The sequence below is a fragment of the Streptomyces monticola genome (genome assembly GCF_042665355.1).
Taxonomy (GTDB): domain Bacteria; phylum Actinomycetota; class Actinomycetes; order Streptomycetales; family Streptomycetaceae; genus Streptomyces; species Streptomyces monticola.
The window spans coordinates 81,462-95,366 of sequence record NZ_JBHTCF010000021.1; the positions used below are offsets into that span (position 1 = coordinate 81,462).

The window sequence follows — 13,905 nt, forward strand, 5'->3', positions numbered from 1 at the left end:
CATCCATGGAAGGCGGCGCGTACATGGATCACCACCACCATCACCCTCGCCTCAGCAGACGCGGCTTGCTCGGCGGCGCGGTGGCCGTCGCGGCCGCCGCCGTGACCGGCGGCCCGGCAACAGCCGCACCCCGCGCGCGTACCGCCGAGACCGCCGCACGCGCGCGTACCGCCGAAACCGCCGCCCTATGGCGGGAGTTCACCCGCACCCCCTACACCCACCCCCAAGTCCCCTACGTGGGGCGGGCCGGGCACAAGGGCGGTGCGGCCTTCCCCCGGCGCCCCGTCGTGGCGAACGTCCTCGACCACGGCGCGCGGCGCGACGGTTCGGCCGACGCCGCCCCCGCGATCAACCGCGCCATCGCCGAAGCCGGACGGGCCGGCGGCGGCACGGTGCTCGTCCCGGCCGGCACGTACCGCATCGACGGCCTGATCCATCTCGCGTACGACCACGTGGTCCTGCGCGGCGCGGGCAGCGGCCGCACCAAGCTGTACGCGACGAAGAACCTCACCGAGCTCATCGGCCCCTACGGCTCCCGCTACGGCGGCGACAAGTCCAGCTGGTCCTGGGCCGGCGGCCTCATCTGGCTCTGCCCGAAGGGGCGTTGGGACACGCTCACCGCGGCCATCAGGGCCAAGGCCTGGCCCTTCGAGGGCTGGACCGGCAACAAGCGCGACGAGTGGCGCACCCTGACCGCCGTCGAGCCCGCCCGGCGCGGCGACCGGACCGTCACGGTCGCCGACCCGGCGCCCCTGAAGCCCGGCCGCCTCGTGCTTCTGCGCCTCGCCGACGACGCCGCCCACACGCTCCTGGAGCACATGGCGGGCGGCGGCGCGGGCCCCGAGGCGTACACCTGGGACGACAAGACCAAGCTCACCTCGTACGTCCCCTATGAGTGGCCGGTGCGCATCACGCGCGTGGAGGGCCGCAAGGTGACTCTGGAGCGTCCGCTGCCGCTCGACGTACGCCCCGAGTGGCAGCCCCGATTCACCACCCTGGTGAAGCCGTTGACCGGCTCAGGAGTGGAAGGCCTCACCCTGGAGGCCGTCGAGACCCCGCAGGCGCCGCATCTGCTCGACAAGGGCCACAACGGCGTGACCTTCCAGTGCGCGTACGACTGCTGGGCCGACGACGTCGTCGTGCGGCACGTGGACAACGGCTTCGGCCTGGTCGCCGCCTCCGCCTGCACCCTGCGGCACACGCGCGTGGAGGGCCGCGGCGCGCACCACCCGTACTTCTGCCGTGAGGGTTCGCACGACAACCTCGTCGAGGACTTCGCCATCGCCCGGCGCACCGTCCCGGCACCCGACGGCACCCAGCTGCACGGCATCAACGTGGAAGGCCTGTCCAGCCACAACGTCTGGTCGCGCGGCGTGATGGAGATGGGCACCTTCGACACGCACCGCGGGATGCCTTTCGCGAACGTACGCACCGACATCACCGTGGAAAACAACGGCCGCCACGGCGGGGACGCCTCGGCAGGGCCTCTCTATGGAGCGCGTTTCACGCACTGGAACATCACCGTCACCAATGAGCGCGCGGGCCTCGTGAAGATCGACGGGATCGCGCCCTACAGCGCGACCGTAGCCATCTCCAGGGTCCGTGAGTTCGACCAGATCGACGTCCCCGACTTCACCGGCGAACTGCACGCGCGCGTGGAGGCGTACGGCAGCCCCGGCGGCGTAGAGCCACGCAACCTGTACGAGGCCCAGCGCGCCCTCAGTCGATGACCCCTCAGGCGACGACTTCCGGACTCTTCTCGGCAGAGCCGCCCTTCTCGGCAGGACCGGGCGCGGCCGTCTTCGGATCCTCCGTCGGCAGCCCCCGCATCAGGAGCCAGTAGCCGAGCGCCGCCACCGTGCCGATGACCGCGCAGCCCGCCCACAGCCACGCGGCGCCGTACCGGTCGATGACCTGGCCGCCGACGAGGGGCGCGGTCAGCGCGGCCACGGCCCAGGACAGGGTGTACATGCCCTGGTAGCGGCCGCGTCCGTGCAGGGGTGAGAGCCGGACCACGAGGCTGGTCTGGGTGGGGGCGTTGATGATCTCGGCGAGGGTCCAGATGCACACCGTCAGGGCGTACACGCCGAGCGAGCCGGCGAACGCCGTGAGCCCGAAGCCGTACCCCGCGAGCAATGAGGAGATCACGAGCAGCCGGCGCGGATCACGGTGCTCGATGAACCGCGTCACCGGGATCTGCAGCGCCACGATCAGCACGCCGTTGACGGCGATGGCGACACCGAAGTCCGAGCTGGAGAAGCCGTCCACGCCCATGGCCACGGGCAGCGAGACATAGGCCTGCTGGAAGAGCAGCGCTATCAGGAAGGAGAGGCCGACGACGGCCATGAAGCGCCCGTCGCGCACCACCGTGCCCATGCTGACCGCCTCGGCCCGTGCCGCCGTACCGGTCGCCGAATCGTCCCGCGCGGGGCGGGACTCGGGCAGCTTGAGGAAGATCAGGACGGCGCAGGCCAGGGTCATGGCGGCCTCGCCGAGGAAGCCCACGAGGTAGCTGTACTCGGCGATGAAGCCCGCCGCCATCGAGCTGAACGCGAACCCCAGGTTGATCGCCCAGTAGTTGAGCGCGAAGGCCCGCACCCGGTCCTCGGGGCGCACGATGTCCGCCATCATCGCCTGCACCGCGGGCCGCGAGGCGTTGGAGGCCATGCCCACCAGGAACGCCACCGCCGCGATGGCCACCGGGTCCTTCATGAACCCGAGCAGCGCCACAGAGAGGGCCGTCGCCGACTGCGCGATCACCAGCGTGGGCCGCCGCCCGATCCGGTCGGTCAGCACGCCCGCGCCGAGCGAGGAGACGACCCCGCCGAGCCCGTGCAGAGCTGCCACAAGTCCCGCGTACGAGGCCGAATAGCCCCTGTCCAGGGTCAGGTACAAAGCCATGAATGTGGCGACGAAGGCCCCGAGTCTGTTGACCAGCGTGCTGGTCCACAGCCACCAGAACTCCCGGGGCAGACCCGAGACGCTCTCCTTGGCGGCCCTTTGGAGAGAAGCGACAGACAAGCGGAGCCCCCCGGCTGCGTAACAGGTGAATACGGCGAGCGCAGCTTACGCATGGCTCGAGCGGCATGCCAGTGGTTTTCCATTAGGCTCGGACACATGGCCGACGCACCGTACAAGCTGATCCTCCTCCGCCACGGCGAGAGCGAGTGGAACGCGAAGAACCTGTTCACCGGCTGGGTGGACGTCAATCTCAACGAGAAGGGCGAGAAGGAGGCGGTCCGCGGCGGTGAGCTGCTCAAGGACGCCGGCCTGCTCCCCGATGTCGTGCACACCTCGCTCCAGAAGCGCGCGATCCGTACCGCGCAGCTGGCGCTCGAGGCCGCCGACCGCCACTGGATCCCGGTCCACCGCAGCTGGCGCCTGAATGAGCGCCACTACGGCGCCCTGCAGGGCAAGGACAAGGCCCAGACCCTCGCCGAGTTCGGCGAGGAGCAGTTCATGCTGTGGCGCCGCTCCTACGACACCCCGCCGCCGCCGCTCGACCGCGACGCCGAGTACTCCCAGTTCGAGGACCCGCGCTACGCGACGCTCCCGCCGGAGCTGCGCCCGCAGACGGAGTGCCTCAAGGACGTCGTCGTCCGCATGCTGCCGTACTGGTTCGACGGCATCGTCCCGGACCTCCTGACGGGCCGCACGGTCCTGGTCGCGGCCCACGGCAACAGCCTCCGCGCCCTGGTCAAGCACCTGGACGGGATCTCGGACGCCGACATCGCGGGCCTGAACATCCCCACCGGAATCCCGCTCTCCTACGAGCTGGACGCCGAGTTCAAGCCGGTCACCCCGGGCGGCACCTACCTCGACCCGGACGCGGCCAAGGCGGCCATCGAGGCCGTGAAGAACCAGGGCAAGAAGAAGTAACAGCCCGTTTCTGCAAGGCAGTAAAGGCAGTAAAGGCAGTAAAAGCAGTCACCGAGGGGCCCCGTCCACTGTGGACGGGGCCCCTCGGTGTACGCGTACGCGTGTGCGCGGCGGGATCAGCCGCCGCACTGGCAGGGCGCGCCCTGCTGACAGCCGCAGCCGCAGCCCGAGCCGCAGCCGCAGGCCCCGATCAGGGGCAGCTGGATCACGTCGACCGACTCCGCGGTGGAGCTGGCGTCCTGCTGGGCGTCGGTCGTGGGGGAATCGGCCATGGGGACCCTCCTCGAAGGGCTCGTGAGGTCGAACGGCTCGAAGGCACTGGCGCCTACTCGCCTACCCCCATTGCATGCCCACCGGGTCGGGCGCATCAACGGCGCACGGAGGCTCAAGCCACGGCCCGACTCCCCGGTGCGGCAAGGAAACTAGGCGCTCTCGCCCGCCGGTGCCTGTGCCTGCTGCGCGGCGGCGGAGCTCTGGAGCTCGTCCGCGTGCTCACCCGTCACCAGGTAGACGACGCGCTTGGCGACGGACACGGCGTGGTCCGCGAACCGCTCGTAGTAGCGGCCGAGCAGCGTCACGTCGACGGCCGTCTCGATGCCGTGCTTCCAGCGGTCGTCCATCAGGTGCTGGAAGAGCGTGCGGTGCAGCAGGTCCATCTCGTCGTCGTCCTGCTCCAGCTGCAGCGCCAGGTCGATGTCCTTGGTGATGATGACCTCGGCCGACTTCGCCATCAGACGCTGCGCGAGCTGGCCCATCTCCAGGATGGTGGCGTGCAGATCCTGCGGCACCGCCGACTGCGGGAAGCGCAGCCGGGCCAGCTTCGCGACGTGCTGGGCCAGGTCGCCGGAGCGCTCCAGGTCGGCGCTCATCCGCAGCGAGGTGACCACGATCCGCAGATCGGTGGCGACCGGCTGCTGGCGGGCGAGCAGGGCTATCGCCCGGGCCTCCAGGTCGTGCTGCAGATCGTCGACCTTCTGGTCGGCGGCGATCACGCTCTCGGCGAGCTTCAGATCGGCGTCGAGCATGGCCGTGGTGGCGCGCCCGATCGCCGACCCGACAAGGCGGGCCATTTCGACCAGGCCTTCGCCGATCGAGTCAAGTTCCTCGTGGTACGCGTCCCGCATGGAGTTCCCTCTCTAGTACGTGCCGGGGCCTGCACCCCTGAAGACGTTGCCGGGGCTCTGACCCCACGCTCCCACGGTCGGGCCGGAACGCGACCGTTACCGGCACCCCGTGTGAATCAACCCTGTCCCCAAGGTGAACTCTGGGCGACGTGGCTTCGGCGCCGCGCGCCCCGCACACCCCCTGGCCCGGGTGGCACCGGGGCGGCCGCGCCACCCAAATGAACCAACCCCGTACCACCGGTGAACTCTCGGCGACGAGTGTTCGAGATGACACCCTCACCGCTGTGGCCGGGGCTTATTCCGTGCATAACCTGAAGGCATGGACGTGAACGCGGCGGTCGCCGCAGCGGCAGCGATCGCCGGGGTGTGTACCGGCGTGATCGCCATGCTGGCGTTTCGCTGGAGCGAACGCGACCAGAAACGCCCCACCAGGACTTCGCTGCATACGGACGCCGTGCTTCCGCCGGGCGTGGACACGGTGCTCTCCGTGCTCCGCTCCTCCGCCGTCGTACTCGACGAGGGCGACGCCGTCGTCAAGGCCAGCTCGGCGGCGTACGCGCTCGGCCTGGTCCGCGGCGGGAAGCTGGGCGTCGAGCCGATGCTCCAGATGGCCCGCGACACCCGCCGCGACGGCGAGATACGCCAGGTCGAGCTGGATCTGCCGCGGCGCGGCACCGGCCGCGGCGAGGCCCTCGCGGTCTCCGCCCGGGTCGCCCCGCTCGGCTCCCGCCTCGTGCTCCTGCTGGTCGAGGACCTCACCGAGGCCCGCCGTATCGAGGCGGTACGCCGCGACTTCGTCGCCAACGTCAGCCACGAGCTGAAAACCCCCGTAGGCGCCCTCTCACTGCTCTCCGAGGCCGTCATGGACGCCGCCGACGACCCCGAGGCCGTGGAGCGCTTCGCGGGCCGTATGCAGATAGAGGCGACCCGTCTGACCAACCTGGTCCAGGAGCTCATCGACCTCTCCCGGGTACAGAACGACGACCCCCTGGAGGACGCCGAGCCGGTCCGGGTCGACGAGCTGGTCACGGAGGCCATCGACCGCTGCCGCCACCAGGCCGGCACCAAACAGATCACCATGGCCGCGGGCGGCGCCGCCGACCTGCACATCTGGGGGAACCGCGGCCAGCTCGCCGCGGCGCTCGGCAACCTCGTCGAGAACGCCGTGAACTACAGCCCGGCCCGTACGCGCGTAGGGATAGCCGCGCGCCGGGTCAACGCCCCGGGCGGCGACCTCATCGAGATCGCCGTCACCGACCAGGGCATCGGCATCTCCGACAAGGACAAGGAGCGCATCTTCGAGCGCTTCTACCGCGTTGATCCGGCGCGCTCCCGGGCCACCGGAGGCACCGGACTCGGCCTCGCCATCGTCAAGCACGTGGCGGCCTCGCACGGCGGGGAAGTAACCGTGTGGAGCTCCGAAGGCCAGGGCTCCACGTTCACTCTGCGGCTGCCGGAGGCGGGCTCCGTCCGCGACCGCGGCCGGTCCACCCCCGGGCACACGGGCCTCGACGACGAGGACCGCGACGAGAGCCCTTACGACACCGAGAACGACACCCACACCGCTCAGCACCATCGTGAGGCTCGCGAGACCCGCGAGCCGATCCCTGCCCCGGAGGTCCTTCCGTGACCCGAGTGCTCGTCGTCGAGGACGAGGAATCCTTCAGCGACGCCCTGTCCTACATGCTCCGCAAAGAGGGCTTTGAGGTCGCCATCGCGGCCACCGGCCCCGACGGGCTTGACGAGTTCGAGCGCAACGGCGCCGACCTGGTCCTGCTCGACCTGATGCTGCCGGGCCTGCCCGGCACCGAGGTCTGCCGCCAGCTGCGCGGCCGCTCCAACGTCCCCGTGATCATGGTGACGGCGAAGGACAGCGAGATCGACAAGGTCGTCGGGCTCGAAATAGGAGCCGATGACTACGTCACCAAGCCGTTCTCCTCGCGGGAGCTGGTCGCCCGTATCCGCGCCGTCCTGCGCCGCCGCGGCGAGCCCGAGGAGGTCACTCCGGCGGCCCTGGAGGCGGGCCCGGTCCGCATGGACGTGGACCGGCACGTGGTCACGGTCGGCGGCTCCAAGATCGACCTGCCGCTCAAGGAGTTCGACCTCCTGGAGATGCTCCTGCGCAACGCGGGCCGCGTCCTGACCCGTATGCAGCTCATCGACCGCGTCTGGGGCGCGGACTACGTCGGCGACACCAAAACCCTCGACGTCCACGTCAAGCGCCTGCGCGCCAAGCTCGAGCCGGACCCGGGAGCACCGCGCTACCTGGTGACGGTGCGGGGTCTGGGCTACAAGTTCGAGCCGTAAACCGCGCCAGTACGCAAGCGCTCGAACCGCGGCAGTACGCGCGCGAAGGGCCCCGCTGCCGGATCGGCGGTGGGGCCCTTCGCGTACGGAGGATCAGTGACCGGCGCCCGCGCCGGCGTCGTGGGAGGCCCCGCCCGTCGCGCCGCCCGTCGCCGGGGTGCTCGCGGCGCCGGACGGGCCGTCCGACGCACCCTGCGAAGCCCGCCCGGAGGCGCCCTCGGAGGGCTTGCCGGAGCCCGACGGGGTCGCGCCGGTGGACGGCTTGCCGTCGGGGGCCTCGGGCACCTCGCTCGGGCCCCACTTCTTGAAGTAGCCGGAGGCGGGCACGACGAAGGTCTTCAGCTTGACGTCGCCGGTCTCGCTGAAGGAGAAGGTGACCGCCTGGGCGTTGCCGTCGAGAACGGCCTCACGGCTGCTCGGCAGGGACGCCGAGGCATTGCCCTCGCCGCCGAGCACGATGGAGCCGCCCGCCGGGACGGTGATGGGGCCGCTGCCCTTGGCGGGCTTGAGCTCGGCCTGCTTGGAGGTGCCCTCGACCTTGATGGCGTCGAGGGTCTGGTCCTTCTGGCCTCCGTTGAACACGGTCGCGGAGACCGCCGCAGGGCCCGTCGACTTCAGGTCGGGCTGGGTGATCACCATGGCGTTCTGGATCTTGATGTCGCCGACCGAGGTCGCGGCGTTGTCCGGCCTGACGCCGAGGGTCTGGGCGTCGTTGCCGGCACCGCACGCGGCGAGCGTGGCGAGCGAGAACGCGAGGGCGGTGGCGGCGATGGTGCCGCGTCGAAGGCTGCTGCTCACGGCGGCGGCAACTCCTTGAACGTGGGCGGAAGGTCGAGGTACGGACAGCCACAGGACGGACGGCCATAAGACCGTCCTAAAGGTCTGTCAGCGCGCTTAGGTTACCGACCCGTCGTCGGACCACCTCACCCGACCCGCCCCTACGCCGCGTGACGGGTCCCGGTAACCCGCCCCGTGGTGTGGCCGATTGGACCTGGTCCGGGATTCACATATCCGCCGCGTCGAGCACCGTGCGGATTTCGGGTAAGGAATACGTGGCGCTCCCGGGAATTGATCATCACGGTTGACGTGATCAATTCCGGATTCCCGTCTCACTGGCCTCGTACGTCTCTCAAGTCACCGAACGGAGTAGCGGAAGCCCTCCTCTTGGAAGCGTGCAAACCGGGACGTTCAACCTCTTGGATGGGGTCTTGAGCGTCGGTGACGTTCATGTTTCCGGTCCCCCGAAGAGCCGCTCCGACCTGCGAATACCCGCCTCCGGAAAGCTCTCGCAGCACGTTCCCGGCGCTGTTGTCAAGCCCCGAGATATGCCCTGACCTGCGAAAACGCCATTCAGAAGACGCCGTTCTCGTGTTACCCTGGATAGCCACGGAAGGGGTACCTGTCACATGACGTTCAAGGTTGGCGACACCGTGGTCTATCCCCATCACGGGGCCGCGCTGATCGAGGCCATCGAAACTCGCCAGATCAAAGGCGTGGACAAGACCTACTTGGTGCTGAAGGTCGCCCAGGGCGACCTGACGGTTCGTGTGCCAGCGGACAATGCGGAGTTCGTCGGCGTACGCGACGTTGTCGGTCAGGACGGGCTCGACCGGGTCTTCGAGGTGCTGCGTGCGCCGTACGCCGAGGAGCCGACGAACTGGTCTAGGCGCTACAAGGCAAATCTCGAGAAGCTCGCCTCCGGCGATGTCATCAAGGTCGCTGAAGTGGTGCGTGACCTGTGGCGTCGCGAGCGCGAGCGCGGACTGTCCGCGGGTGAGAAGCGCATGCTCGCCAAGGCGCGCCAGATTCTGGTGAGCGAGCTCGCGCTCGCGGAGAACACCAACGAGGACAAGGCCGAGGCACTGCTCGACGAAGTCCTCGCGTCCTGACGCAATACCGGTAACACATGCCGCGGTGCCCGCTGACCAGCTCTGATTCCCCAGACTGTGTCGCCGGGCACTGCGGCATGTCCATACCTGAAACCCACCGGACCCACTGAGATCCCCGCCGCACTTCGCCACGGATGTGTGGCGCCGGGCCCGGAGAGCCGGCGCCCGTCTCGACCGGTTGTCACGGAAAGGGTCACGGTCAAGGTCGGCGCCCGGCACTGCCCCGAGCTCGCGGTTTCCCTGAGCGCGGGGTACTCCCAGGCCATACCCACCCCGTCCGAGGAAACAAACCTGAACGCGGACCTGATGTCAGACGAAACCCACTCCTCCCCGGAGCACTCGCGTACCGCCGCCGTGATTCCCGCGGCCGGCCGCGGAGTGCGGCTCGGGCCTGGCGCCCCCAAGGCGCTGCGGGCCCTCAACGGAACCCCGATGCTCATCCACGCCGTCCGCGCGATGGCCGCCTCCCGCGCGGTGTCGCTCGTCGTCGTGGTGGCCCCGGCGGACGGCGCCGCCGAGGTCAAGACACTGCTCGCCGACCACTCGCTGCCCGAGAGGACCGACTTCCTGGTCGTGCCCGGCGGCGACACCCGCCAGGAGTCGGTGCGGGCCGGGCTCGACGCGCTGCCGCCCGGTATCGACACCGTACTCGTCCATGACGCGGCCCGCCCCCTCGTGCCGGTCGACACGGTGGACGCCGTGGTCGAGGCGGTACGGGCGGGGGCGCCCGCCGTCGTGCCCGCGCTGCCGCTCGCGGACACCGTCAAGGAGGTCGAGCCGGCCGCCGAGAAGGGTCTGCCGGAGCCGGTCGTGGCCACCCCCGTGAGGGCCCGGCTGCGGGCCGTGCAGACCCCGCAGGGCTTCGACCTGGCCACGCTCGTGCGCGCCCACGACACCGTCGCCCTGCGGGGCGAGGGCGCGACGGACGACGCCGGGATGGTCGAGCAGCTCGGGCTCCCCGTCGTGGTGGTGCCCGGGCACGAAGAGGCGTTCAAGGTGACCAGGCCGCTCGACCTGGTGCTCGCGGAGGCGGTACTGGCGCGCAGGAGGGCGAACGATGGGTTCTGAGACCGCGGGAGCGCAGGGAGTGACGGGAGCGCAGGGAGTGACGGAGGTGCCGGGAGTGCCGGGGATTCCGCTGGTCGGTGTCGGCACCGATGTGCACGCCTTCGAGAAGGGGCGCGAGCTGTGGTGCGCCGGGCTGCTCTGGGACGAGGCCGCGAGCGACGGCTACGGCCTCGCGGGGCACTCCGACGGCGACGTCGCCGCGCACGCGGCCTGTGACGCGCTGTTCTCGGCGGCCGGCGTCGGTGACCTCGGCGCGCACTTCGGGACCTCGCGCCCGGAGTGGGCCGGGGCGTCGGGGGTCACGCTCCTGACGGAGGCGGCGCGGATCGTACGGGCCGCCGGATTCGAGATCGGCAATGTGTCCGTGCAGGTCATCGGCGTACGGCCGAAGGTCGGCAAACGGCGCGACGAGGCGCGGAAGGTGCTGTCAGGGGCGGTCGGCGCACCGGTCTCCGTGTCCGGGACGACGACGGACGGGCTCGGGCTCACCGGGCGCGGCGAGGGCCTCGCGGCGATCGCGACGGCGCTTGTCGTGCGAGTGCCGTAGGGCGATTGCGCGCGATGCGGTACGGATACCCGTACAGGTAGTCACCGCATCCAGAAAGGCGTCATATGTCCGCGCAGATGTCCGACGAGCTCAAGGCACTCCTCGACACCCCCGTGTTCATCACCGTCGCCACCATCCAGCCCGACGGCAGTCCGCAGGTCTCGCCGGTGTGGGTGAAGCGGGACGGGGACGATGTGCTGTTCTCGACCACCGTGGGCCGGCGCAAGGAGAAGAATCTGCGCCGTGATCCGCGGGTGAGCGTCGTCGTGCAGCCCGCCGACGCCCCGTACAGCTACGCCGAGATCCGCGGCACCGCCGAGATGACCACCGAGGGCGGGCAGGAGCTCATCGACGAGCTGGCCGTGAAGTACACGGGCAAGAAGTACGCCGAGTTCAACCCGGAGTCCGTGAACGACGGGCCCCGGGTGGTCGTCCGGATCACGCCGCGCAAGGTCGTCGGCAGGATCTGAGGCGACGACGGTCACAAAGGTGCCCCGCGGCCACGGAACGGCCGCGGGACACTGCCTCCAGGCCGGGGGTTTGGGGGTTGGACCCCCAAAAGGTCAGTACCCTTGACGCGTGACTATTCGGCTGTACGACACCAGCGCCCGGCAGATTCGTGACTTCTCCCCGCTCACGCCGGGCTGCGTCTCGATCTACCTGTGTGGCGCGACCGTGCAGGCCGCCCCGCACATCGGGCACATCAGGTCGGGACTGAACTTCGACATCATGCGCCGCTGGTTCGACTACCGCGGCTATGACGTCACGTTCGTGCGGAACGTGACGGACATCGACGACAAGATCATCAAGAAGGCCGCCGAGCAGGGCAGGCCGTGGTGGTCGATCGGCTACGAGAACGAGCGCGCCTTCAACGAGGGCTACGACGTGCTCGGCTGCCTGCCGCCCACCTATGAGCCGCGCGCCACCGGGCACATCACCGAGATGGTCGAGATGATGCGCGGCCTGATCGAGCGCGGGCACGCCTACGAGGCGGACGGGAACGTCTACTTCGACGTCCGGTCCTTCGAGGGGTACCTGCAGCTCTCCAACCAGGACCTGGACGATCTGCGCCAGCCCTCGGGCGAGGGCGAGACCGGCAAGCGCGACCCGCGGGACTTCGCCATGTGGAAGGCGGAGAAGCCGGGGGAGCCGAGCTGGGAGACGCCGTGGGGCCGGGGGCGTCCCGGCTGGCACCTGGAGTGCTCGGCCATGGCGCACAAGTACCTGGGCTCCGCCTTCGACATCCACGGCGGCGGGCTCGACCTGATCTTCCCGCACCACGAGAACGAGATCGCCCAGGCCAAGGCCTACGGCGACGACTTCGCGAGCTACTGGGTGCACAACGCCTGGGTGACCATGGCCGGGGACAAGATGTCCAAGTCCCTGGGCAACTCGGTGCTCGTGAGCGAGATGGTCAAGCACTGGCGCCCGATCGTCCTGCGCTACTACCTCGGCACCCCGCACTACCGCTCGATGATCGAGTACAGCGAAGAGGCGCTGCGCGAGGCCGAGTCGGCGTTCGCGCGGATCGAGGGCTTCGTGCAGCGGGTCGTCGAGAAGGCCGGCGGCCCCGTCGAGCCGGCGGCCGATGTGCCGCTCGCGTTCGCCGAGGCCATGGACGACGATCTCGGGGTGCCGCAGGCGCTCGCGATCGTGCATACGGCGGTGCGCCAGGGGAACTCGGCGCTCGCCGCCGACGACAAGGAGGCGGCCGTCGCACGCCTCGCCGAGGTGCGGGCCATGCTCGGCGTCCTCGGCCTCGACCCGCTCGACCCGCAGTGGGCCGGCGGCGAGGGCGAGCGGGGCGAGGATCTGCACGGCGTCGTCGACACCCTCGTACGCCTGGTCCTGCAGCAGCGTGAGGCGGCCAGGTCCCGTAAGGACTGGGCCACCGCCGACGCGATCCGCGACCAGCTCAACCAGTCGGGCCTGGTCATCGAGGACGGCCCGGACGGGCCGCGCTGGACGCTCGGCCCGCGCTGAGCACACGCGAGGTGCCGCCCGGCCTGCCGGGCGGCACACTTCATAGACGTAACAGACACAGTCGTACGCCTGCGTACGCACCGCAGAATCACGGAAACAGGTAGCTCATGGCCGGGAACAGCCAGCGCAAGAACCGTCGCACCAGCAACAAGAAGGGTGCGACGGTCGGCAGCGGTGGCCAGCGGCGCCGCGGCCTTGAGGGCAAGGGACCGACCCCGCCCGCCGAGATGCGCAAGAAGCACAAGAAGAACCGCATCGCCACCGCCAAGGCCAAGCAGGCGGCCCGCAGGCCCGTCGCGCGGCGCGGCGGCAAGGGCTCGTCCGAGCTGGTCGTCGGCCGTAACTCGGTCGTCGAGGCGTTGCGCGAGGGCGTGCCCGCCTCGACGCTGTACGTCCTGCAGTACATCGACAACGACGAGCGGGTCCGTGAGGCGCTGCAGCTCGTCGCCGAGCGCGGTGGCGTGAACCTGATGGAGGCGCCGCGCGCCGAGCTCGACCGGATGACCAACGGGCTCAACCACCAGGGCCTCGTCCTCCAGGTCCCGGCCTATGAGTACGCACACCCCGAGGACCTCGCGGCCGCCGCGTACGACGAGGGCGAGGACCCGCTGATCGTCGCCCTCGACGGGGTGACCGACCCGCGCAACCTCGGTGCCGTGGTGCGCTCGGTGTCCGCGTTCGGCGGCCACGGTGTCGTCGTGCCCGAGCGCCGTGCGGCCGGTATGACGGCCGGCGCCTGGAAGACGTCCGCCGGCGCCGCCGCGCGTACGCCGGTGGCCCGCGCCACCAATCTGACCCGGGCCCTGGAGGGGTACAAGAAGGCCGGTGTCGCGGTGGTCGGGCTCGCCGCGGACGGCGAGCACGAGGTCGGTGACCTCGAGGCGCTCGGCGGCCCCGTCGTCATCGTCGTCGGCAGCGAGGGCAAGGGCCTGTCCCGCCTCGTCGGTGAAACCTGTGACTACCTGGTGCGGATTCCGATGCCGGGCGGCACGGAGTCGCTGAACGCCGGTGTGGCGGCGGGAGTTGTGCTGTACGAGGCGGCGCGGCGCCGGGCGTGAGCGGGGCGGCGGGAGCCGCTGTGCGGCGGGGGTGATACGGGGGATCTTGA

At 70.2% G+C, this 13,905-nt stretch carries 14 protein-coding genes; 10 read left to right on the top strand and 4 right to left on the bottom strand.

Annotated elements, in window-relative coordinates:
• Nucleotides 1–23 precede the first annotated feature (23 nt).
• Complete coding sequence (locus tag ACFQVC_RS35125) at nucleotides 24–1,730, top strand: glycosyl hydrolase family 28-related protein (protein ID WP_381838341.1); 1,707 nt, start codon at nucleotides 24–26, stop codon at nucleotides 1,728–1,730.
• A 4-nt stretch (nucleotides 1,731–1,734) separates the two neighbouring features.
• On the opposite strand, the gene ACFQVC_RS35130 is transcribed toward ACFQVC_RS35125, so the two are convergent.
• Complete coding sequence (locus tag ACFQVC_RS35130; RefSeq protein WP_381838343.1) at nucleotides 1,735–3,021, bottom strand: MDR family MFS transporter; 1,287 nt, start codon at nucleotides 3,019–3,021, stop codon at nucleotides 1,735–1,737.
• A 96-nt stretch (nucleotides 3,022–3,117) separates the two neighbouring features.
• On the opposite strand from ACFQVC_RS35130, the gene ACFQVC_RS35135 reads away from it, so the two are divergent.
• Nucleotides 3,118–3,879, top strand: a complete 762-nt coding sequence (locus ACFQVC_RS35135; protein WP_381838345.1) for a phosphoglyceromutase — start codon at nucleotides 3,118–3,120, stop codon at nucleotides 3,877–3,879.
• 116 nt (nucleotides 3,880–3,995) lie between these two features.
• On the opposite strand, the gene ACFQVC_RS35140 is transcribed toward ACFQVC_RS35135, so the two are convergent.
• Nucleotides 3,996–4,151: a hypothetical protein gene (locus ACFQVC_RS35140; RefSeq protein WP_381838347.1), complete on the bottom strand. Its 156-nt coding sequence runs from the start codon at nucleotides 4,149–4,151 to the stop codon at nucleotides 3,996–3,998.
• A gap of 150 nt (nucleotides 4,152–4,301) precedes the next feature.
• Nucleotides 4,302–5,003: a phosphate signaling complex protein PhoU gene (gene phoU / locus ACFQVC_RS35145; protein ID WP_381838349.1), complete on the bottom strand. Its 702-nt coding sequence runs from the start codon at nucleotides 5,001–5,003 to the stop codon at nucleotides 4,302–4,304.
• Nucleotides 5,004–5,322: 319 nt separating this feature from the next.
• Here phoU and phoR point away from each other — a divergent pair, with 319 nt between their 5' ends.
• Both phoR and phoP read left to right on the top strand, forming a co-directional pair.
• A complete protein-coding gene (gene phoR, locus ACFQVC_RS35150) occupies nucleotides 5,323–6,633 on the top strand; it encodes a two-component system sensor histidine kinase PhoR (RefSeq protein ID WP_381838351.1) in 1,311 nt (436 codons plus the stop codon).
• Nucleotides 6,630–7,310, top strand: a complete 681-nt coding sequence (gene phoP, locus ACFQVC_RS35155) for a two-component system response regulator PhoP (RefSeq protein ID WP_381838353.1) — start codon at nucleotides 6,630–6,632, stop codon at nucleotides 7,308–7,310. The genes phoR and phoP overlap by 4 nt, the downstream gene beginning before the upstream one ends.
• Before the next feature lie 93 nt (nucleotides 7,311–7,403).
• Here the strand turns inward: phoP and ACFQVC_RS35160 are convergent, their stop codons facing one another.
• Nucleotides 7,404–8,108 carry a DUF461 domain-containing protein gene (locus ACFQVC_RS35160; RefSeq protein WP_381838355.1) on the bottom strand — a complete coding sequence of 235 codons (705 nt, stop codon included), beginning with the start codon at nucleotides 8,106–8,108 and terminating at the stop codon, nucleotides 7,404–7,406.
• 608 nt (nucleotides 8,109–8,716) lie between these two features.
• On the opposite strand from ACFQVC_RS35160, the gene ACFQVC_RS35165 reads away from it, so the two are divergent.
• The 6 genes from ACFQVC_RS35165 to rlmB all read left to right on the top strand — a co-directional run bounded on the left by ACFQVC_RS35165 (nucleotide 8,717) and on the right by rlmB (nucleotide 13,855).
• Nucleotides 8,717–9,199, top strand: coding sequence for a CarD family transcriptional regulator (locus tag ACFQVC_RS35165; protein ID WP_003953493.1), 483 nt, complete (start codon nucleotides 8,717–8,719; stop codon nucleotides 9,197–9,199).
• Nucleotides 9,200–9,505: 306 nt separating this feature from the next.
• Nucleotides 9,506–10,267: a 2-C-methyl-D-erythritol 4-phosphate cytidylyltransferase gene (gene ispD / locus ACFQVC_RS35170; protein ID WP_381838357.1), complete on the top strand. Its 762-nt coding sequence runs from the start codon at nucleotides 9,506–9,508 to the stop codon at nucleotides 10,265–10,267.
• Nucleotides 10,257–10,814, top strand: coding sequence for a 2-C-methyl-D-erythritol 2,4-cyclodiphosphate synthase (gene ispF, locus ACFQVC_RS35175; RefSeq protein WP_381838359.1), 558 nt, complete (start codon nucleotides 10,257–10,259; stop codon nucleotides 10,812–10,814). Before ispD ends, ispF begins: the two co-directional genes overlap by 11 nt.
• Before the next feature lie 65 nt (nucleotides 10,815–10,879).
• Complete coding sequence (locus ACFQVC_RS35180) at nucleotides 10,880–11,284, top strand: PPOX class F420-dependent oxidoreductase (RefSeq protein ID WP_381838361.1); 405 nt, start codon at nucleotides 10,880–10,882, stop codon at nucleotides 11,282–11,284.
• Between the two features lie 109 nt (nucleotides 11,285–11,393).
• A complete protein-coding gene (cysS, locus tag ACFQVC_RS35185) occupies nucleotides 11,394–12,797 on the top strand; it encodes a cysteine--tRNA ligase (protein WP_381838363.1) in 1,404 nt (467 codons plus the stop codon).
• A gap of 107 nt (nucleotides 12,798–12,904) precedes the next feature.
• Complete coding sequence (gene rlmB, locus ACFQVC_RS35190; RefSeq protein WP_381838365.1) at nucleotides 12,905–13,855, top strand: 23S rRNA (guanosine(2251)-2'-O)-methyltransferase RlmB; 951 nt, start codon at nucleotides 12,905–12,907, stop codon at nucleotides 13,853–13,855.
• The last annotated feature ends 50 nt before the right edge of the window (nucleotides 13,856–13,905 follow it).